The organism is Pasteurella sp. XG20 (assembly GCF_018968665.1).
Taxonomy (GTDB): Bacteria; Pseudomonadota; Gammaproteobacteria; order Enterobacterales; family Pasteurellaceae; genus Pasteurella; species Pasteurella multocida.
In genome coordinates this window covers 461,493-483,101 of record NZ_CP076656.1, presented here as the reverse complement: position 1 = coordinate 483,101, position 21,609 = coordinate 461,493, and the positions used below count along the sequence as shown (strand labels likewise).

Sequence of the window (21,609 nt, the reverse complement as noted above, 5' to 3'; positions counted from 1 at the left end):
GCAATATTCGACTTATCTTATTAAATGGAGATTAATTATGGATTTAATTATTGGCTTAATTGCCGTTATTCTCGTTGGTTATTACATTGTCAAAGGCTATTCTGCCACTGGCGTGCTAATGACCGTCGGTTTATTGTTATTGCTTTGTAGTGTGTTATTAGACAAAGCCATTCTGCCGAACAGTGTCAAATCAACGGGTAGTCTCTACCTCGATGTGTTTGAATATGTCAAATACCTCTTAATGAATCGTGGGGGCAACCTTGGTATGCTGATTATGGTGTTGTGTGGTTTTGCGGCTTACATGACTCATATAGGGGCAAACGACATGGTAGTAAAACTCGCCTCCCAACCGCTCAAATACATCAAATCCCCTTATCTCTTAATGATTGTTGCTTATTTTCTTGCCTGTTTAATGTCATTAGCCGTTCCTTCTGCAACGGGATTAGGGGTCTTATTAATGGCAACACTGTTTCCTATCATGGTCAATGTGGGTATTTCACGCGGTGCCGCCGCCTCTATTTGTGCCTCCCCTGCCGCCATTATTCTGTCGCCCACTTCTGGTGATGTCGTACTTGCGGCAGAAGTATCAAAAATGCCATTGTTAGATTTTGCTTTTCATCTCACCTTACCAATTTCCATTCTGACAATTATCTCTATCGCGATTGCCCATTTCTTTTGGCAGCGTTACCTCGATCGTAAAGAGGGACATCGTGCAGAAATGTTAGCTGTGAGTGAAATCCAAACTTCAGCACCGCGTTTTTATGCGATTTTACCCTTCACCCCCATTGTTGGCGTACTGGTCTTTGATGGTAAAATAGCACCAGAACTTCATATCATTACGATTATTGTCATTTGTTTACTCTTGGTCGCCCTGATCGATTTTTTAAGAACCTTTAGTGCGAAAAAAGTCTATGAAAACTTAAATGTTGCTTATCAAGGTATGGCGGATGCTTTCTCTGGCGTGGTGATTTTGCTTGTAGCCGCGGGGGTTTTTGCACAAGGATTGAGTACTATAGGCTTTATCCATGCCTTAATTGATTCCGTCCAATCAGTCAGCAGTGGTGGTTTCCTCATGATGCTCGCGCTAGCACTTATCACTGCATTAGCCGCAATTACCACTGGTTCAGGCAACGCCCCTTTCTATGCGTTTGTTGAATTAATTCCCAAATTAGCCGCCCATATGGGAATTAACCCGGCTTACCTAACCATTCCAATGTTACAAGCCTCCAATATTGGTCGTAGCCTCTCTCCAGTATCTGGTGTGGTGGTGGCAGTATCGGGCATGGCAAAAATCTCCCCATTTGAAGTGGTAAAACGGATTTCAGTACCGATGTTAGTCGGACTCATTGTGGTGATTGTTGCGACAGAAATTATGGTGGTTGCCTAATACTGTCGTTTGACTTATGTCAGTTGTACACATACAATAAAACGTATTTGGTACGCTTTAAACAGCCAATCGGCACAACTGAACAGATTGTTAGCCGTACCATTTCTGTTCGATAAAGAATATTGAACAACCTTATCTCAAAAGCCTGTTTCTTGATACAGGCTTTTTTATTCACCACATGCTTCGAACTGTTTATTCGTTGAAAGGAAAGGAAATGAAATACGAACTTGATAAAACCGATGGCAACGCACGACGTGGTCGTCTTGTGTTTGAACGTCCACAAGGTACCTTTACGGTAGAAACCCCTGCTTTTATGCCAGTAGGCACCTACGGTACGGTAAAAGGCATGACGCCGGAAGAAGTCCGTGCTACAGGCGCAGACATTCTATTAAGTAACACGTTCCATTTATGGTTACGTCCCGGACAAGAGGTAATGCGTAAGCACGGTGATTTGCATGACTTTATGCAATGGCATCGTCCAATTCTCACAGACTCGGGCGGTTTCCAAGTGTTCAGCTTAGGCAAATTGCGTAAAATTACGGAAGAAGGGGTAAAATTCCAAAACCCAATTAATGGGGAACGAATTTTCTTGTCACCAGAAAAATCAATGGAAATTCAATATGATCTAGGGTCAGATATCGTGATGATTTTCGACGAATGTACCCCTTACCCTGCCACCTTTGATTATGCAAAAAAATCCATGGAAATGTCGTTGCGTTGGGCAAAACGTAGCCGTGATCGTTTTGATGAGCTTGGTAATAAAAATGCATTATTTGGTATCATTCAAGGTGGTGTTTACGAAGAATTACGTAAAGTGTCGGTTGAAGGATTAGTCAACATTGGCTTTGATGGTTATGCGGTCGGCGGTTTAGCCGTCGGTGAACCGAAAGAAGATATGCACCGTATTTTAGAATACGTCTGTCCACAAATTCCCGCTGATAAACCACGTTATTTAATGGGAGTGGGTAAACCAGAAGATTTAGTCGAAGGGGTGCGCCGTGGTATCGATATGTTCGATTGTGTGATGCCAACCCGTAATGCACGTAATGGGCATTTATTTGTCAGCGATGGTATTGTAAAAATCCGTAATGCCAAATACCGTGAGGATACTAGCCCATTAGATCCAGAATGTGACTGTTATACCTGTAAACATTACACTAAGGCGTACTTGTATCACTTAGATAAATGCGGTGAAATTTTAGGCGCAAGATTAAACACAATTCACAACTTACGCTATTATCAGCGCTTAATGGCGCAAATTCGCCAAGCTATCGAAGAAGATCGCTTTGAGGCATTTGTACAGGAATTCTATGCTAAAATGGGCAAACCTGTCCCACCTATGCAGTCTGAAATAAAATCAGATGAAGGCTAAGCCTGAATCCAATCGGATTAAAACATGGGGTAATGAGATAAATTTACCCCATTTTTATACTTGGTTGGCTTTCTTTTGTTCCTTCCCACGTTGATTTTCCAGATTACGCCACATTGTCTAAAAGATAAAAAAGCAAGGATTATCTTTAATTAAATCACCGCCTCATAACTACATTGACATAGATACCAAAAATATCCCCAATTCCTTTCACTTACTTGGATTTTATGGTATTTTTAGCAAGCGATTTTTTCGTCAAATTTATGTTTTAATTTTACTTTTAAGAAGGGAAATAACAAATGGAAGCTCAACAAGGTAGTCCAATGTCAATGTTATTTATTTTCGTGATCTTCGGATTGATTTTCTATTTCATGATCTATCGTCCGCAAGCGAAACGTAATAAAGAACACAAAAAATTAATGTCTGAATTAGCAAAAGGCACGGAAGTCTTAATCGCAGGTGGTTTAATTGGTCGTATTACGAAAGTATCACCAGATAGTGACAGCATTATCATCGCATTAAATGAGACAACCGAAGTCACCATCAACCGTAACTACGTTGTGGCTGTGTTACCAAAAGGCTCATTAAAATCTTAATTTTTCATTCCTAAAAGGGAAAACTATGTTAAATCGTTACCCTCTTTGGAAGAACCTAATGGTGATCCTCGTGATCGCCATTGGCGTTTTATACTCTCTTCCAAATCTTTATGGTGAAGATCCCGCAGTGCAAATTTCCGGCACCCGAGGACAAGAAGCCAATGCTCAAATATTTAGTGAAGTCCAAACTTTATTAAATCAAAACAACTTAGAAACCAAATCGATTATTCTAGAAAATGGCTCTATTCTTGCTCGTTTTCATAATACCGATGATCAATTACTTGCCAAAGATAAACTGTCTGAAAAATTAGGTAATGGCTATTCTGTTGCCTTAAACCTTGCGCCGGCAACACCGAAGTGGCTCACTTCAGTTGGCGCTTATCCGATGAAATGGGGATTAGACTTACGTGGTGGTGTCCGCTTCTTAATGGAAGTGGATATGAAATCGGCTTTACATAAACGTCAAGAACAATTACAAGACAACCTGCGTACCCAATTACGTAAAGAAAAATATCAGTATACGGGGATTAAATCTGCTGAAAATTTCAGTACGCTCGTCACCTTATTAAAACCAGAACAACTGGATGAGGTACAACGTTTTTTACGTAAACAGCATCATAATTTAGAGATTAAAAGCGTTTCAGACAATACCTTAGCGTTAACCCTTTCTGAAGCCGCACTCAATGAATCTCGTGAAAGTGCTATTGAGCAAAACTTGACGATTTTACGTAAACGTGTATCTGAATTGGGTGTGTCTGAAGCAGTGATTCAACGTCAAGGCGCTGAACGTATTGTGGTTGAGTTACCTGGTGTACAAGATACCGCGCGTGCGAAAGAAATCCTAGGCGCAACTGCGACGTTAGAATTCCGTTTAGTCAATGAAAATGTCAATCTTGATTCGGCAACACGCGGCTTTGTACCAAATGATTCAGAAGTAAAATTGGATCGCAATGGTCGCCCAGTTGTCCTGTATAAACGTGCCGTACTCGGTGGTGAACATATTACTAACGCCAGTTCAGGGCTAGATCAACAAACTTCACGTCCGCAAGTCAGCGTGACCTTAGACAGTGAAGGTGGCGAGATCATGTCACAAGCCACCCGTTTGAATCTAAAAAAACCGATGGCGACGTTATATGTCGAATATAAAGACAGCGGTAAGAAAGATGAAAATGGCAAAGCGATCTTAGAAAAACACGAGGAAGTCATTAACGTCGCGACGATTCAAGGCCGTTTTGGTAGCCAATTCCAAATTACCGGCATTGATAGCCCTGCAGAAGCGTTAAATCTTGCAGTGTTACTCCGTTCTGGTGCCTTAATTGCCCCCATTCAAATTGTCGAAGAACGCACGATTGGACCATCACTGGGGGCTGAAAACGTACGCCAAGGTTTAGAGGCCAGTTTCTGGGGCTTACTCGCCGTCATTATTTTCATGACACTTTACTATCGTAAATTTGGTTTGATCGCTAATATTGCGTTGATTGCGAATATTGTTTTAGTGGTTGGTTTAATGTCATTACTACCAGGCGCCACCTTGTCAATGCCAGGAATTGCCGGGATCGTGCTATCCGTTGGGATGTCCATTGATGCTAACGTACTGATCTTTGAACGTATCAAAGAAGAAATCCGTAATGGTAGACCTATTCAGCAAGCCATTCACGAAGGCTATTCTGGCGCATTCACCAGTATTTTTGATGCAAACTTAACCACCATTCTCACCTCCGTGATTCTTTATGCCGTGGGTGCAGGTCCGGTGAAAGGCTTTGCAATTACACTTGCCCTTGGGGTAGGGATTTCCATGTTTACCGCCATTGTCGGCACACGTGCAATCGTCAACTTCTTGTACGGCGGTAAACGTATAAACAAATTGTCAATTTAGCGAGGATATTGTGAGTTTATTTACAGATAAAAAAGATGCGCCTGAATTGAGCAATATTAAACTACCCTATCGCTTAATTCACTTTATGGCTCACCGTAAATGGGGCTATCTACTTTCGATTTTAGTCATTGTTGCGTCACTCTTTTTCATCGTGACCAAAGGCTTTAACTGGGGACTCGACTTTACCGGTGGAACAGTCATTGACATGAGTTTTTCTCAGCCTGCCGAATTAGATAAAGTTCGCCTCACTCTTGAGCAAAAAGGTATTCAAGGGGCGATTGTACAAAACTCAGGTAGTGTGCGCGATATTATTATTCGTTTACCTGCCGCGATCAGTGATGCCAATATTGGTAACAATATTAAAGAACTGTTTGCTGCGACGGTAGATAAAAATGTCACGGTACACAGTATTGAGTTTGTGGGACCAAACGTAGGTGAAGAATTAACCCAATCTGCAATTTATGCGACCTTAGCGACCTTATTGATGTTATTAGTTTATATCGGTATGCGCTTTGAATGGCGTCTAGCATTAGGGGCGGTTGCTTCATTAGCGCATGATGTGTTAGTAACGCTTGGACTCTTTTCTTTACTGCAAATTGAAATGAACCTCACCTTTGTGGCAGCGATTCTCACTGTAGTAGGTTATTCACTCAATGACAGTATTGTCGTCTTTGACCGTGTACGAGAAAACATCCGTAAAATTAGACGAACAGATGTTTTAGATATTATTAATATATCGCTGTCGCAAACGTTATCAAGAACTTTAATGACCTCCGCGACAACCATTATCGTCGTGGTTTCCTTGTTATTATTCGGTGGACCGAGTATTCACAGTTTTTCCGTTGCGTTATTAATTGGGATTGGTTTTGGTACCTACTCCTCTATTTTCGTGGCAATTGCGCTTGCTTATGACTTAGGCTTGAAACGCGAACACATGTTGCCACCGAAAGTGGATAACGATGCTCTTGATGAACTCCCTTAAGCGAACTTAACTAAGTGTGGTCTGAAGTTGGAAAATTTCAGACCGTTTTTTATTTTGTCTATTTACGGCTATCAAAAGATTGAGGCAAAAAATAAGCGGTGATAAACACCGCTTATGTCGTTCTCAAGTAAAAGTCAATTAAGCATAAACAGGAAGACGTTTACAAATTGCTAAGACTTTCTCTTTTGTCTGTGCAATCACTTGTGCTTCGTTGTCTTTACCCATCGCATCCAACACATCACACATCCAACCGGCTAATTCTGCCGATTCAGCTTCTTTAAAGCCACGACGGGTGATAGATGGTGTGCCGACACGGATACCTGAGGTCACAAATGGTTTTTGTGGATCGTTTGGTACCGCATTTTTGTTGACGGTAATGTTTGCACTGCCTAACGCGGCATCTGCTGCTTTACCAGTTAAACCGTGGCTAACTAAATCTACTAAGAATAAATGGTTTTCTGTGCCATTAGATACCACGTTATAACCACGTTGTTTAAATACGTCCACCATGGCTTTCGCATTTTTCACCACTTGTTGTTGATACACTTTGTATTCAGGCTCAAGCGCTTCTTTAAAACAGACCGCTTTTGCGGCGATCACATGCACTAACGGACCGCCTTGGTTGGCAGGGAAAACAGAACTTTGTAATTTTTTATAAAGATCTTCATCTTTCGCAGCCGATAGAATTAAACCACCACGAGGTCCCCCTAAGGTTTTGTGTGTGGTAGTAGTCACAACATGTGCATGTGGTAACGGACTTGGGTAAACACCTGCTGCAATCAGCCCTGCCACGTGCGCCATATCCACGAAAAGATACGCCCCCACTTCATCAGCGATTTCACGCATTTTCGCCCAATCCACTACTTGCGAATAGGCAGAGAAACCCGCCACGATCATTTTTGGCTTGCACTCTAAGGCTTTTTGACGCACATCTTCATAATCAATTAAACCTTCGGCAGTAATTCCATATTGTACTGCATTATAGATTTTACCCGAAAAGCTCACTGATGCACCGTGCGTTAAGTGTCCCCCGTGTGCAAGGCTCATACCAAGAATAGTGTCATGTGGCTGTAATAAGGCACCATACACTGCCGCGTTAGCTTGCGAACCCGAGTGGGGTTGTACGTTCACATAATCCGCATGAAATAACTCTTTTGCACGATCAATCGCTAATTGCTCAACGATATCTGCATATTCACAACCACCATAATAACGTTTACCCGGGTAACCTTCCGCATATTTATTGGTAAATTGAGAACCCTGTGCTTCCATCACGCGTGGGCTAGCATAGTTTTCTGATGCAATTAATTCAATGTGTTCTTCTTGACGGCGATTTTCGTCTTGAATTGCCTGCCATAAAACCGGATCGTAATCAGCGATGTTCATACTTCTTTTTAACATTATGATGTCCTCTTTTAAGTAAAGATGATGGTGAATTTGTTTAGTGTACTCGTTTACACGCTATTTTTTAATGAAAATGTGGTGGGAATTTTTTCATTTTTATAATGAAAAAAATTCATCATGCCAATTAAGCGTTATTTTTCTCTCTTGCCACCGCACGATAACCAATATCACGGCGATAAAAACGTCCTGTCCATTTCACTTGTTCAGCCAGTGCCAGTGCTTGTTGTTGCGCATCGTAAACGGTGTCGCCTAATGCCGTCACGCACACGACACGTCCCCCATTGGTGACTAATTTGCCGTCTTTATTTTCCACGCCGGCTAAAAAAACTTTTTGATTTTCGACCGCACTTTCAATGCCCGTGATTTCATCACCTTTGCGATAATCGCCTGGGTAACCTTCCGCTGCAAGCACGATACCCAGTGACGCTTGCTCACACCATTGCGATTTTTTCTGGTCTAATTTACCGTCACATGCCGCAAGACAAAGTTCCACTAAATCAGATTCTAAACGTAGCATAATTGGTTGAGTTTCAGGATCACCAAAACGGCAGTTAAATTCGATAACCTTTGGTTGACCATTTGGCATAATCATCAAGCCAGCATAAAGGAATCCGGTATAAATATTCCCTTCGGCTGCCATACCATTTACCGTTGGATAAATCACTTGCTGCATAATACGCTCATGAATCTCTGGCGTCACAACTGGTGCAGGCGAATAGGCGCCCATACCACCTGTATTTAAACCCGTGTCATTCTCGCCAACACGTTTATGGTCTTGACTGGTTGCCATCGGCTCCACATTTTTACCGTCCACCATCACGATGAAACTGGCTTCTTCGCCGTCTAAAAATTCTTCAATGACTACTCGGCTACCCGCCTCACCAAAGGCATTGCCTGAAAGCATCTCTTTCACTGCGGCTTCTGCTTCGTCTAAGGTCATTGCCACAATCACCCCTTTCCCTGCAGCAAGTCCATCGGCTTTCACCACGATTGGTGCACCTTTTTCACGTAAATAGGCAAGCGCAGGTTCCACTTCTGTAAAGTTTTGGTATTCCGCCGTTGGAATGTGATGACGAGCTAAGAAATCTTTCGTAAAAGCTTTTGAACCTTCTAATTGTGCGGCCGCTTTGGTTGGTCCGAAAATTTTCAACCCTGCCGTACGGAATGCATCAACTACACCAATGACCAATGGGGCTTCCGGTCCAACAATGGTTAAGCCAATATGGTTTGCTTGTGCAAATGCCACTAATTTTTCCACATCGGTAGCGGAAATCGCAACATTTTCCACTTTCTCTTCTAATGCAGTTCCTGCATTGCCCGGTGCAACAAACACTTTCTCTGCCATTGGTGACTGCGCGACTTTCCAAGCCAAAGCATGTTCACGACCGCCATTTCCAATAATCAAAATATTCATATTTATTCCTTTTTGAAACGATTTTTAGGTATAAAAAATGCAGGTGGCTGATTGGCTTGTACTTCTAAATAACCTGAATCACCCGTTAAAATCAATGAATTAATTACCCCATGTTGACAATCTGAAATCGGCATATCATATCCCAACATCTTGATAATGAATGTCGATAATTGTTGATGAAACAGTCTGTCGCAGGCTAAAAACGGTCGTTGTAGCTGCTGCAACGCTGTATTTTCGGTATAAGTCATTATCGGCACTAAGTAATTTGCTTCTTTTGCTGTACCTTGGTTATACACTTGGTTTGACACAAACTGCCCATGATCCGATGTGTAAATTAATACCCAGTCATCATGATGTTGTTTGAGCTGCTTAAAAACTTTTTCAATAAACTGATCCGTATTGTAAAGCGTGCTGTCATAATTATCTAATGGCGTGTTTTCTTTAAATGCTTTTTCTTCTTCCGATAAATAATATGCATAGGGTGCGTGAGACCCTCTTTGATGTAACACGATAAAATGATTCCCTTCACTCAAATCTATTTGTTCAAATAAAGGGAGAAGGGCATGATCATGCATTCCCTCTGAACGTTTATAGCCGATATCACTCGGGAAAAGTAAATGATCAACCCAGGTTTTCCCCATGATACTCATGATCATCATTTGGTTCTCAGGCTGCGCTGAATAAAAATAGGTCTGATAGCCTCGTTCTTTCGCTAAACGGAACAAGTTTGTTCTGCCACTAACAATTTGTTCTAGACCATTTGGACGAGGAATTGCATTAAAAAAAGCAGGCAATGAAATAGCCGTACCTAACCCAGCAGAATAGGCTGGTTTCAATAGCGTTTCTGCCGGTGCATTTTTGACTAACTGATCCAAAAATGGCATGGTTTGCCTTTCATAGCCAAACGTCCCTACATTGCTCGCACTCAAACTTTCCCCCATAATTAGGACAATATTTTTTGCCATGGGAGGCTGTGTCATATTAGGTTTATCTCGATAATACACAGACACATTACTCAAATTAAAGAGATCATAAGGCAGTGTTTTACCAATAAAGTAACCAAAGGCGAAAAAGTTGGCTTTAATTCTCGAATATCCAGGATTAGAGGTGATCCCTAACTCTTGATTGGTATAAAAAGAACGCACAAAGATATAGCCCATCACCAAGATAAACGAAATATCAGCCACCCAATGCGTTTTTTGCCTAAAACGCGATATGGAAATAAAAATCAGGATATCTAGCGCCCCCCAATAATGCCACCGGCAAGTTTGTCTAACATATGTAAACCGGCATGGGTGACTTCCCAATATTCTTTAAACATTAGTAGATAATTCGTGCCATTAATCCAGTTTTGATAAACCTCATAATGCACGTTATTAATCAACGTACTACAAGAAAAGAATAAAGCGATAAAAAAGCGTGATACCCTATATTTAGAAAAATAAAATAATGAAAGGACAACAAAGATAATCAGAAAACTTTCACTAATACGGTATAAGCTATTAATCTTGAAAAAATAACGATAAAGTATTTCGCTCAATAGCAAAACGGCGGAATAGCCCAATAAAATAAAAAGACTTTTTTTCATCCTGATTTACCTTAATGTCAAAAATGACATTGCACATCCTAGTGTCTAAAGTGACGCATTCCGGTCAATACCATCACCATATTATGTTCATCGGCGGCGTCGATCACTTCTTGATCACGCATTGAACCACCTGGATGAATCACGCATTGAATCCCTACTTTGGCAGCAGCATCAATTCCATCACGGAATGGGAAGAACGCATCAGACGCCATCACACAACCTGCCACATCCAGTCCTTCATCTTGCGCTTTAATGCCCGCAATTTTAGCCGAATAGACACGGCTCATTTGCCCCGCACCAATACCAATAGTTTGGTTATCTTTGGCATACACGATGGCATTCGATTTAACAAATTTCGCCACTTTCCAGCAGAATAACAAATCTTTTAATTCTTGCTCTGTCGGCTGACGTTTGCTCACCACTTTTAAGTCGGCTAAATCGACCATGCCTAAATCAGCTTCTTGAACCAATAAACCGCCATTGACACGCTTTACATCTAGGCGTTGTTGCGTACCTGACCACTCACCACATTCTAACACTCGCACATTTTTCTTTGCTTGCAATAAAGCTTTTGCCTCTTCAGCAACTGTTGGAGCAATAATCACTTCCACGAATTGACGATCAATAATCGTTTGTGCGGTTTTGGCATCTAACTCACGGTTAAAGGCAATAATGCCACCGAAAGCGGAAGTCGGGTCAGTCTGATAAGCCCGGTTATAAGCCGCTAAAATGTCTGCGCCTAATGCCACACCACAAGGATTGGCATGTTTCACAATGACACAAGCCGGTTCATCAAAGCTTTTCACACATTCAAGCGCAGCATCGGTATCAGCGATATTGTTATAAGAAAGGGCTTTACCTTGTAATTGTTTTGCGGTGGATACAGAAGCTTCTTTTACGTCTTGCTCCACATAAAAAGCGGCTTTTTGATGCCCATTCTCACCATAACGCATGGTTTGTTTACGGATAAAGTTTAAATTTAAAGTACGTGGAAACTGACCGCACTTCGCCTCGGCATCTTCTTCCTCTGCAACAAAATAAGGTTTGACTAATTGACCAAAATAGTTCGCAATCATGGCATCATATTGTGCCGTATGTTCAAACGCTTTAATCGCAAGATCAAAGCGAGTTTCCAACGTTAGGCTATTTTGGTGTTGATCCATTTCAGCCAGAATCGCGTTGAAATCGCTATTATTAACGACAATTGCAACATCTTGATGATTTTTCGCGGCTGAGCGCACCATTGTTGGTCCGCCAATATCAATATTTTCCACGGCATCTTCTAAACTGCAATTTGGTTTCGCAACCGTTGCAGCAAAAGGGTATAAATTCACCACCACCATATCAATACCTTCGATACCCTGTTGGCTCATCACCTCATCATCTGTACCACGACGCCCTAAAATACCACCATGTACTTTGGGATGTAAGGTCTTCACGCGTCCATCCATCATTTCTGGAAAGCCTGTGTAATCTGAGACTTCTGTTACCGCTAAGCCGTGGTCAGCTAATAATTTGGCAGTACCACCCGTTGAAAGTAATTTCACACCACGTTGAACAAGAGCTTGAGCGAACTCAACAATACCTGTTTTATCAGAAACACTCAGTAATGCTTGGCGAATAGGACGATTAGGTTGCATGGAAAATCCTTAAAATTAAGCGTTGAAAGTAAGTCATAAAAGAAAGGTCGCATTATAGCGCAAACGTTTGCGCTTGTGTAACGATTTTCAATAAAAAAACAGCTTATTTCTCTCATCGTAAAAATAAGCTGTATTGTTTTAGCGCTCACAAAGATAAGAGGAAGCCTCTTCCTTATTGGCTAATTGGCTGGATAGACTTCATTTTTTGTAACCAATCCACAAAAGGGCTGGCTTGCATAAAGCCTGTTATTCTTGAGCCTTCAATTTCCTGACCTTGTTGATTAAAGAAAATCAAGGTAGGCAAACCAATGACGTGAAGCTTTTGCATAAGTTCCCGATTCGCCTCACTGTTCTTCGTCATATCAACTTGTAAAAGTAAAACATCGGCAAATGCTTTCTGTACAGCAACATCGCTAAAGGTATGCGTTTCAAACTCTTTACAGGCAACACACCAATCCGCATATAAATCTAACATCGCCAGAGAGTTAGGGTTCTTGCTTAACACTTGTTGTAATTGGGCATAACTGGTAATGCGTTCAAATTGAGACAGAGAAGTCGTTTGATCTGCTGGCGTATGTCGGTTCATTGCATAGCTATAATATAAATACCCCATTACACCAAGGATAAAAGTGAATACCCATACCCCTTTATTATTTCTGAATTGATACAACAACCATAGCGAGAACGCAAACGCTAAACTGAACCATAATGGCATTTCGATTTCAGGAAACACACGCGAAATTAAAAAGATCGGCAAGGCTAACAACACAAAACCAAACGCATTTTTCACTTGAATCATCCAATTACCTGATTTTGGCAAGATGTTATTACCAAAGACAGTGATAAAAATGAGTGGTAAGCCCATCCCTAAGGCTAATAAATATAAGGTGATCGCACCGGTGAATAAATCACCACTTTGCGCCACATAAAGTAATGCGCCGGATAATGGTGCAGAGGTGCAAGGTGACGCGACTAAGCCTGCAATCATTCCCATCACAAACACCCCACCAAATACCCCTGATTTCTGCTGCTGGCTATATTGGGTTAATTTGGTTTGCAAGCTGACAGGTAATTGCAAAGTGAATAGCCCAAACATAGATAAAGCGAGCAACACAAAAATCGCGGATAACGTTAATAAGACATAAGGGCTTTGTAATGCCACTTGAAAAGGTAAACCAATCGCTGCCACAATTAAACCAAGCAAGGTATAAGTCAACGCCATCCCTTGTACATACACAACGCTTAATCCGAACGCTTTGGCTGTACTCGGACGCTGTTCACGACCAATGACAATAGCTGACAATAAAGGCAGCATCGGCAAAACACAGGGAGTAAAAGCGAGTCCCAGCCCAAACAAGAAAAACCAAAAGACCGCATATTTACTCTCGATCAACTTTGCAGCTAAACGATCTTGCGCTGCCAACGGTAGTTCAGAAAGTACACTCTCTTCTGTCAATACTGCGCTTGAAATTTGCCCAGATTCCCTCTCTAACGAGGTTAACACAATCACTCGGGTTTCAGGTGGATAGCAAAAACCTTCCGTACAGCCTTGATAAGTAATTTCAACTTGTTTCGTCGCAGATAACTGAGTAAACGGCAAAGAAAAGGTCAATTGATGACGATAAATCTCAACGTCACCAAAAAAATCATCTTGATGTATTTCCGCTAACGGCAGTTGAGGGATAAACAGTTGCCCATTCTCCCCTTTTATTTCAAGACTTTTTTTATACAGATAATAACCAGAAGCAATATCCCAATTTAAAGACAGCCTGTCATTCTGCTGGCTTTCTGTGAAGACAAATGCTTGCTCCGCTTTCAAAAAGGCGTTTTTTTTATCAAACACGCCCGCATTGACGGATAAACTTGTCCAAATTAAAAAGAAAATAAAAAATATTTTTTTCATAAGCAAAACCATGTCATTCCACGACAACATAAAATAATAAAAACGACTTATTTTTCATATTATTACAAACATTACAATCCGTTTATCTCTGTGACGGATTCTGAGATTACTTATTTTCCCATAGAAAATAAGTTTTGATAATTATTTCTATTTCATGTAGGATAGCCCCATTCGTTATTTTTCAGAAAAAAATAAGAGGCACGCCAATATGAAAAAAGGTATTCATCCAGAAAATTACCGTACTGTACTATTTTATGACTCAAATGCAAAGCAAGGTTTTTTAATCCGCTCTTGCGCCAGAACCACAACGACCATGAAATGGGAAGATGGTCATGAATATCCTGTCTTTATGTGTGATACCTCCTCAGCATCACACCCGTACTATACAGGTAAAACACGTCAAATTGCGAATGAAGGTCGTGCAAGCGACTTTGTCAATCGCTACGGCAAATTTGGCACATTAAAATCAAAATAAGGACACGCCCATGCAAGTATTAAGTTCATTAAAGAGTGCGAAAACACGCCATCCCGGCTGTAAAATCGTACGCCGCCATGGGGTTGTGTATGTTATTTGCAAAGAAAATCCGCGTTTTAAAGCACGCCAAGGCGGTAAAAAGAAGCGCTAGAAGGCTCTCGTTTTTGTATGTAAGTAAAATGAGCTATTGCTCAACTTTTCCCCCAATAACCTCACTCTATTGGGGGATTTTTTTATGATCTATATCATGAAATCACCATCTAATTTAACAAAACGCCTTTTTCCTATTGTTACAATTATGTTGCAACTATAGAATGGGCAAGTTAATTTTATCCTTAATATTCTTAACAGAATGATTAACATTGAAAACTTGTAATAGGATGTATAAATGGGAACGCCACAAATTTTAATTGTTGAAGACGAAGCAATCACCAGAAATACCTTAAAAAGTATTTTTGAGGCGGAGGGTTATGAAGTATTTGAGGCGGCAGACGGCGCACAGATGCACCGTATTCTGTCTAATAAAGTGATTAATCTTGTCATTATGGATATCAACTTACCCGGTAAGAATGGACTCATGCTCGCCCGCGAACTACGAGAAACGACCAATACCGCATTAATGTTTTTAACTGGTCGCGATAATGAAGTGGATAAAATTCTTGGTCTAGAAATCGGTGCGGATGATTACATCACAAAACCATTCAATCCAAGAGAATTAACCATTCGTGCACGAAATTTATTACAACGCACGATGCAAGAAAATAGTAAAGATAGCCATCATCCTATTGAGCAATATCGCTTTAATGGCTGGACACTAGACTTAAATAGCCGCACGTTAATTAATCCAGAAGGGGAAGAATATAAACTTCCACGCAGTGAATTCCGTGCGATGTTACATTTCTGTGAAAACCCGGGCAAAATTCAAACCCGTGAAGAATTATTGAAGAAAATGACGGGACGTGAATTAAAGCCACAAGATCGGACAGTAGATGTCACTATTCGTCGTATTCGTAAACATTTTGAAGATCATCCAGAAACCCCAGAGATTATCGCCACGATCCATGGTGAAGGTTATCGTTTCTGTGGTGAATTAGAATAAACTGAATAATTCAAAAAGCCTGTAATATGTATTACAGGCTTTTTTATGTTATGGCTCATTTTCAAAGATAGCTAAACTGTCCCAAATCTCATCCACTCTTTTCACAACATCGGGATCTTTTTTAATCGGTACCCCCCATTCACGTTGAGTTTCTCCCGGCCATTTATTGGTTGCATCAATTCCCATTTTGGAGCCTAAACCGGCAACAGGTGAAGCAAAATCAAGGTAATCAATCGGTGTATTTTCCACTAAAGTTAAATCACGAGCCGGATCACATCTTGTGGTCATCGCCCAGATCACATCTTTCCAATCTCGTGCATTGACATCATCATCACAAACAATCACAAACTTTGTGTACATAAACTGACGTAAGAAAGACCAAACGCCCATCATCACGCGTTTAGCATGACCAGCATACTGTTTCTTAATCGTAACCACCGCTAAACGATAAGAACAGCCTTCAGGTGGTAAATAAAAATCCACAATTTCGGGAAACTGCTTTTGCAGAATCGGAATAAACACTTCATTTAGTGCTTCACCCAAAACAGCAGGCTCATCGGGCGGACGCCCCGTGTAAGTAGAATGATAAATCGGATCTTTACGCATAGTAATATGGGTAACCGTAAACACAGGGAAATATTCTTGTTCATTATAATACCCCGTATGATCACCATATGGACCTTCCAAGGCGGTTTCATTCGGATCAATATAGCCTTCTAGCACAATTTCTGCACTGGCAGGCACTTCCAGATCATTGCTGACGGATTTCACCACAGACGTCTTAGTCCCACGTAATAAGCCCGCAAAGGCATACTCTGACAAGGTATCTGGTACCGGCGTAACGGCGCCTAAAATCGTCGCAGGATCGGCACCCAGTGCCACAGAAACAGGAAATGGCTCGCCAGGGTGTGTTTCTTTCCACTCTTGGAAATCTAATGCGCCACCACGGTGAGATAGCCAACGCATAATCAATTTATTTTTAGCCACTAATTGTTGGCGATAAATGCCTAAATTTTGCCGTTTTTTCAATGGTCCTTTTGTGATCGTCAAGCCCCATGTCACTAAGGGCGCGACATCTTCTTTCCAGCATTGCATAATAGGCAGCTTATACAGATCAACATCTTCGTCCTTTAAAACGACTTGTTGGCAATCAGCTTTACCCAATACTTTAGTGGGCATATTCAACACCTGCTTAAATTGCGGAATACTCGAAAGAAAATCTTTAAACCCTTTCGGTGGCTCAGGCTCTTTTAAAAAAGCCAATAATTTCCCGACGTCACGTAACGCGGAGACCTGCTCTTGCCCCATCCCCATTGCTACTCTTTTCGGTGTCCCAAATAAATTACACAGTACGGGGATATCAAATCCTTTTGGATTTTCAAACAATAACGCTGGACCGCCTGCACGCAATGTGCGGTCTGCAATTTCGGTCATTTCTAAATGTGGATCAATTTCTTGCTTGATCCGCTTTAGCTCACCACGCTGTTCCAATAAAGTAAGAAAATCACGCAAATCTTTATATTTCATAGTCAGTACCATTTGAATGTTATTTTCGATGCCAATTTCTACTCGCACCTTAGACAGTAAAATATGTTATAGACAACAAGCTTGATTGCAAGCAATTTTGCTATCTCAAGCAACTTTCTGTAAAATCAAGCAAATTAGAATTTGATGACGCGGATTATTATGACAAAGAAAAAAGTAAAAGTTGGCACAAATACGATAGCCTTAAATAAACGTGCACGACACGATTATTTTATTGAAGACGAAATGGAAGCGGGTCTAGAATTGCAAGGCTGGGAAGTGAAGTCGATGCGTGCTGGAAAAGCCAACATTAGTGACAGTTATATTATCTTTAAACAAGGCGAAGCTTATTTATTTGGTGCAACAATTCAGCCACTTAATGTCGCTTCAACGCATATTGTGTGTGATCCCACACGGACACGCAAGCTGTTACTCAAGCAAAAAGAACTGGCATCATTATTTGGGAAAGCCAATCGTGATGGCTATACTATCGTTGCTCTCTCACTCTATTGGAAAGGCGCTTGGGCTAAACTGAAAATTGGTCTTGCCAAAGGGAAAAAACAGCACGACAAACGTGAAGATATCAAAGAACGCGAGTGGAAAGTCACGAAAGATCGTATTATGAAAAATGCACGCCTTGGCTAAAAAAAAAGCCTTGTGAGCATCATCACAAGGCTTTTTTAAACTAGCGAGCTTATTCTACACCGACCATCACAGAAGTCGCTTTAATAATAGCGTAAGCGTCTTTACCGACTTCCAATTTCAATTCTTCTACTGCAGCCATTGAAATGGTTGACGTAATCACATTCCCGGCGCCAATATCAATACTTACTACGGCATTGACAGCACCTTTTTCTAAAGCGACCACTTTCCCTTTAAATTGATTTCTTGCACTAATTTTCATGTTTTTTCCTCTTAATAAAATGGATAAAATTCACTACGAATTCGTCGCAATTATATCCAAGATGCAAAATAAAACAAGTTAAAAAAATTAAATTTTATTTAATAAAATCAACGATCTAAATCCTTTTATATAACCCTTATCATCTTTCACATTTTCTAACCGGAATTGATAATGATGTAGGGTGGCAATGCGCTGAACAATCGATAAACCCAATCCACTTCCTTTTTCATTTTGCCCTGCAGGACGATAAAAACGCTGTCCTAACTTTGCTAAATCGGCATCATTCACCCCATTACCATTATCTTCAATCACAATACGATCGGCATAAAGCTTAATCGTTATGGTACTTCCTTCTGGGCAATAGCGAAGCGCATTATCAATCAAATTACGTAACATTAATGATAATAAAAGGGGTTGCCCTTGTTGCACTGGTGGCGCGGCAATTAATTCAAATTGGAGATCCATTTGCCGTTTTTGCGCAGAAAAATAAAGTTCACTCACTAAAGACGCAATTAACGGCTCCCAATGAATCGCTTCCATTTCATCTAACTCAGCTAAATTATCCAAACGAGAGAGCGTGAGTAAACGTTCAATTAATTGACTAGCACGATCAATCCCTAACGTTAAGTTTTGCAAGGCTTGCTCGCGCATCAAAGCATCATCTCCTGCCATTTGTGCAACTTCAGTTTGAATGCGCAATGCCGCCAATGGACTACGTAATTCATGTGCGGCATCTGAAGTAAAACGTCGCTCACGCAATAACATCGTGGCAGTTCGCTCAAAGAAATGATTTAAATTGTGGATTAACGGTAAAATTTCTGTCGGTAAATTTTCACTCGGTAAAAGTGAAGTATCATCTGGACGGCGTTGCATTAACTGCGCATTCACTTGTTTTAGCGGTCGCAGCTCACGGCTAATCACCCAAACCAAAATCCCTAATAAAAAAGGTAAACTCGCGAACCAAATCCACATTTGCCCAAACACCATTTGGTTAATCAGATCTTCGCGATAGTCCATTTCTTGCCCTACGGCAATAATCCATTTTCCTTGATTGACTGGCAACCAAAAAATCCGCCAACGATCGTCATCTTCACGGATAGCACTGACTGAAAAACCATTGTGCGGTGCAAAAATGAAATTTTCCCCATTATTCCCATCGCTTAAAAGAAGATCACCGCGATGATTAAAAATTGCAAAAGCAAGAGCATCGTCATCATAGTGCCGAACTTTCTTGAGCTGTTTATTCACATCATGAGGGGCACGAGCAATCAGCATATTATGTAAATTCGCTGAGGCCAAACGCTGAGCTAATAGAATCTGTTGCGCATCAAAAACATCATTCACTTCTTTTCTTACTTGAAACCACGCCACCGCGGTTGAAGCTAACCAAATCACTAATGCGGTCAACGATAACGTGAAAATTAAACGAACCCGTAAACTTGTTTGCTTAAGCCATTTCATCATTTTTTCCTAGCGCATACCCTACACCATGCACAGTACGAATAAATTGTTTCCCTAATTTTTGGCGTAAATTATAAATATGGACCTCCAAGGCATTACTACTGACTTCATCATCCCAGTTATAAAGTTTCTCTTCAATCATACGGCGAGAAAGCACGCGATCTTTATTCAACATAAATAACTCTAATAATTTATATTCTCTCGTCGTTAACGCCACCTCTTCCTGTCTTAAAAACACTTTGCGCTGATTCGGGTCAAAACAGACCAAGCTATGTTCAATCACTGGGCTAGCTTGCCCATAACGACGACGAATGAGTGCCTGCAAACGTGCAATTACTTCTACTAATGCAAAAGGTTTACATAAATAATCATCAGCTCCTTTTTGCAATCCCATTACTCGTTCATCTAGCGTATCGCGCGCGGTTAGAATTAATACGGGTACATCGTATTTTTCTTTACGCCAACGCTGCAGGATGTCTAATCCATCCATTTTAGGTAAGGTTAAATCTAACACAACCGCATCATAAGGCGCGCTTTTTACCGCCTCCAATCCTGTTTTGCCATCCTGAAACCAATCGACTAAAAAACCCGATTTAGTTAGCCCAATCTGTAAGCCATTGCCAATTAAGGCATCATCTTCTATTAATAAAATTCGCATTTTTTTGACCGCACTTTTTTCAACACTTGTTCTTATTTTACACAAAAATAAAGAAAATCCCCATTCTCCATGACCTTAATCTAGCAGACAAAGATTAAGGAAGTCTTAATCTCAACCTACTTTTCAAAAAACTGACCGCACTTTTATCAGTCAATCACAAAAAAAGTAAAAAAATGTTGTAAGAAATGGATTTCCTGTTTCGACTAATCCCAGCATAACGCCATGATTAAGGAAAACCAGTGCGCTATATGTCGAATGATCATAGGGATAGGGACTGGCTTCTGTGTGAGAGAGGAGGTTCCACATTAAGTAGCCAAAATGATGTTCTCTTCGGCGCATTTAAGCAGAGAAAAGAAAGGAGAGCCATTCCTGCTTAAAAGGGAATTTTTCCCGACACCATTGAAAACTGGCATATAGAAAATGTCATCAATGGGCTTACAAGGCATGGATAACTTGTAATAACAATGAGGTAAATAATGTATAAGACAAATTCCAATATCCAATGGATTGGCACTGGCATCGGCCTACTTGGTTTACGTCTTTTTCTCGCTTGGGAATTTTTTGAATCGGGTAAAGAAAAATGGAAGGGCGAAAACTGGTTTATGGAAATACAAGAAAGTTTTCCTTTCCCATTCAATGTCATCCCAAGCGATCTTAATTGGACATTGGCAATGGGGGCAGAACTCTTATTACCGTTCTTCCTCACTCTCGGCTTTTTCACTCGTTGTAGTGCATTAAGCCTGACCATCTTAACCGCTGTTGCTTGGTACAGCGTACATGCAGGGGCGGGTTATAACGTGTGTAATAATGGTTACAAAATGGCCTTAATTTATATCGTCACCTTGTTACCATTAATCACTCAAGGGGCAGGAATATTCTCTGTAGATCACTTACTACAGCGAAAATCCCCGACCTTAAATCAATAAAAAAATGCGAAAGTATTTCATACATCATAGAGGAGATTAAAGATGAAAAAATTGGCAACTTTAGCCGCATTAGCCGGTGCATTAACCATGGCAGCAACAGCACCTGCACAAGCAGAAATGAAATCAGCAGGGAAGGCTGAGCAATGTGTTGAAGGTAAATGCCTAAAAACCAAAGCGGCTGAAGGAAAATGTGGTGAAGGTAAATGTGGTGCACATGATCACAAAGCAAAAGCGGCAGAAGGTAAATGCGGTGAAGGCAAATGTGGTGCACATGACCACAAAGCGAAAGCTGCTGAAGGCAAATGTGGTGCACATGATCACAAAGCAAAAGCCGCTGAAGGTAAATGTGGCGAAGGAAAATGCGGTTCTAAATAAAGCACAACGATTGCTGGTGTAATGTTTA

General features: G+C 40.9%; 19 protein-coding genes and 1 pseudogene. 11 read left to right on the top strand and 9 right to left on the bottom strand.

Features of this window, described 5'->3' with window-relative positions; genetic code table 11:
* The first annotated feature begins 37 nt into the window (after window positions 1–37).
* The 5 genes from dcuC to secF all read left to right on the top strand — a co-directional run bounded on the left by dcuC (window position 38) and on the right by secF (window position 6,210).
* On the top strand, window positions 38–1,387 hold the full coding sequence (dcuC, locus tag KPF51_RS02220; protein ID WP_005723627.1) for an anaerobic C4-dicarboxylate transporter DcuC: 1,350 nt from the start codon (window positions 38–40) through the stop codon (window positions 1,385–1,387).
* A gap of 214 nt (window positions 1,388–1,601) precedes the next feature.
* Window positions 1,602–2,759 (top strand): tRNA guanosine(34) transglycosylase Tgt, encoded by a 1,158-nt coding sequence (gene tgt / locus KPF51_RS02215; protein ID WP_005723625.1) that lies wholly within the window; start codon window positions 1,602–1,604, stop codon window positions 2,757–2,759.
* A 296-nt stretch (window positions 2,760–3,055) separates the two neighbouring features.
* Entirely contained in the window at window positions 3,056–3,352 is a 297-nt protein-coding gene (yajC, locus tag KPF51_RS02210) for a preprotein translocase subunit YajC (RefSeq protein ID WP_005721053.1), read from the top strand.
* A 25-nt stretch (window positions 3,353–3,377) separates the two neighbouring features.
* Window positions 3,378–5,228, top strand: coding sequence for a protein translocase subunit SecD (gene secD, locus KPF51_RS02205; protein ID WP_005723622.1), 1,851 nt, complete (start codon window positions 3,378–3,380; stop codon window positions 5,226–5,228).
* Window positions 5,229–5,238: 10 nt separating this feature from the next.
* Complete coding sequence (gene secF, locus KPF51_RS02200; protein WP_005721047.1) at window positions 5,239–6,210, top strand: protein translocase subunit SecF; 972 nt, start codon at window positions 5,239–5,241, stop codon at window positions 6,208–6,210.
* A 138-nt stretch (window positions 6,211–6,348) separates the two neighbouring features.
* Here the strand turns inward: secF and glyA are convergent, their stop codons facing one another.
* The 5 genes and pseudogenes from glyA to KPF51_RS02175 all read right to left on the bottom strand — a co-directional run bounded on the left by glyA (window position 6,349) and on the right by KPF51_RS02175 (window position 14,159).
* Window positions 6,349–7,611: a serine hydroxymethyltransferase gene (glyA, locus tag KPF51_RS02195; protein ID WP_005723619.1), complete on the bottom strand. Its 1,263-nt coding sequence runs from the start codon at window positions 7,609–7,611 to the stop codon at window positions 6,349–6,351.
* 127 nt (window positions 7,612–7,738) lie between these two features.
* Window positions 7,739–9,028 carry a phosphoribosylamine--glycine ligase gene (gene purD, locus KPF51_RS02190; RefSeq protein WP_061406194.1) on the bottom strand — a complete coding sequence of 430 codons (1,290 nt, stop codon included), beginning with the start codon at window positions 9,026–9,028 and terminating at the stop codon, window positions 7,739–7,741.
* Window positions 9,029–9,030: 2 nt separating this feature from the next.
* A pseudogene (locus KPF51_RS02185) lies at window positions 9,031–10,616 on the bottom strand (phosphoethanolamine transferase).
* A 38-nt stretch (window positions 10,617–10,654) separates the two neighbouring features.
* Window positions 10,655–12,256, bottom strand: coding sequence for a bifunctional phosphoribosylaminoimidazolecarboxamide formyltransferase/IMP cyclohydrolase (gene purH, locus KPF51_RS02180; protein ID WP_061406195.1), 1,602 nt, complete (start codon window positions 12,254–12,256; stop codon window positions 10,655–10,657).
* Window positions 12,257–12,428: 172 nt separating this feature from the next.
* The gene (locus KPF51_RS02175) at window positions 12,429–14,159 is read right to left on the bottom strand and encodes a protein-disulfide reductase DsbD (protein ID WP_061406433.1); all 1,731 of its coding nucleotides are present in this window, start codon (window positions 14,157–14,159) and stop codon (window positions 12,429–12,431) included.
* 208 nt (window positions 14,160–14,367) lie between these two features.
* Between KPF51_RS02175 and KPF51_RS02170 the strand changes: the two genes are divergently transcribed.
* The 3 genes from KPF51_RS02170 (at window position 14,368) to arcA (ending at window position 15,733) form a co-directional block, all read left to right on the top strand.
* Entirely contained in the window at window positions 14,368–14,634 is a 267-nt protein-coding gene (locus KPF51_RS02170) for a type B 50S ribosomal protein L31 (protein WP_005720999.1), read from the top strand.
* A 10-nt stretch (window positions 14,635–14,644) separates the two neighbouring features.
* Window positions 14,645–14,785: a type B 50S ribosomal protein L36 gene (ykgO, locus tag KPF51_RS02165; protein WP_005720998.1), complete on the top strand. Its 141-nt coding sequence runs from the start codon at window positions 14,645–14,647 to the stop codon at window positions 14,783–14,785.
* A gap of 237 nt (window positions 14,786–15,022) precedes the next feature.
* On the top strand, window positions 15,023–15,733 hold the full coding sequence (gene arcA / locus KPF51_RS02160; protein WP_005723609.1) for a two-component system response regulator ArcA: 711 nt from the start codon (window positions 15,023–15,025) through the stop codon (window positions 15,731–15,733).
* Window positions 15,734–15,781: 48 nt separating this feature from the next.
* On the opposite strand, the gene ubiD is transcribed toward arcA, so the two are convergent.
* The gene (gene ubiD, locus KPF51_RS02155; protein ID WP_005720996.1) at window positions 15,782–17,260 is read right to left on the bottom strand and encodes a 4-hydroxy-3-polyprenylbenzoate decarboxylase; all 1,479 of its coding nucleotides are present in this window, start codon (window positions 17,258–17,260) and stop codon (window positions 15,782–15,784) included.
* Window positions 17,261–17,419: 159 nt separating this feature from the next.
* On the opposite strand from ubiD, the gene smpB reads away from it, so the two are divergent.
* Window positions 17,420–17,902 carry an SsrA-binding protein SmpB gene (smpB, locus tag KPF51_RS02150; protein WP_005723605.1) on the top strand — a complete coding sequence of 161 codons (483 nt, stop codon included), beginning with the start codon at window positions 17,420–17,422 and terminating at the stop codon, window positions 17,900–17,902.
* A 49-nt stretch (window positions 17,903–17,951) separates the two neighbouring features.
* On the opposite strand, the gene KPF51_RS02145 is transcribed toward smpB, so the two are convergent.
* The 3 genes from KPF51_RS02145 to KPF51_RS02135 form a co-directional block, all read right to left on the bottom strand.
* The gene (locus tag KPF51_RS02145; RefSeq protein ID WP_005723602.1) at window positions 17,952–18,161 is read right to left on the bottom strand and encodes a molybdopterin-binding protein; all 210 of its coding nucleotides are present in this window, start codon (window positions 18,159–18,161) and stop codon (window positions 17,952–17,954) included.
* 87 nt (window positions 18,162–18,248) lie between these two features.
* Window positions 18,249–19,622 carry a quorum sensing histidine kinase QseC gene (qseC, locus tag KPF51_RS02140; RefSeq protein ID WP_061406196.1) on the bottom strand — a complete coding sequence of 458 codons (1,374 nt, stop codon included), beginning with the start codon at window positions 19,620–19,622 and terminating at the stop codon, window positions 18,249–18,251.
* On the bottom strand, window positions 19,609–20,280 hold the full coding sequence (locus tag KPF51_RS02135) for a response regulator (RefSeq protein WP_005723597.1): 672 nt from the start codon (window positions 20,278–20,280) through the stop codon (window positions 19,609–19,611). Before KPF51_RS02135 ends, qseC begins: the two co-directional genes overlap by 14 nt.
* Window positions 20,281–20,756: 476 nt before the next feature.
* Here KPF51_RS02135 and KPF51_RS02130 point away from each other — a divergent pair, with 476 nt between their 5' ends.
* Together KPF51_RS02130 and KPF51_RS02125 are read left to right on the top strand one after the other, a co-directional pair.
* Window positions 20,757–21,206 carry a DoxX family protein gene (locus KPF51_RS02130; RefSeq protein ID WP_005723594.1) on the top strand — a complete coding sequence of 150 codons (450 nt, stop codon included), beginning with the start codon at window positions 20,757–20,759 and terminating at the stop codon, window positions 21,204–21,206.
* Window positions 21,207–21,248: 42 nt separating this feature from the next.
* A complete protein-coding gene (locus KPF51_RS02125; protein ID WP_005723592.1) occupies window positions 21,249–21,581 on the top strand; it encodes a hypothetical protein in 333 nt (110 codons plus the stop codon).
* Window positions 21,582–21,609 lie beyond the last annotated feature (28 nt).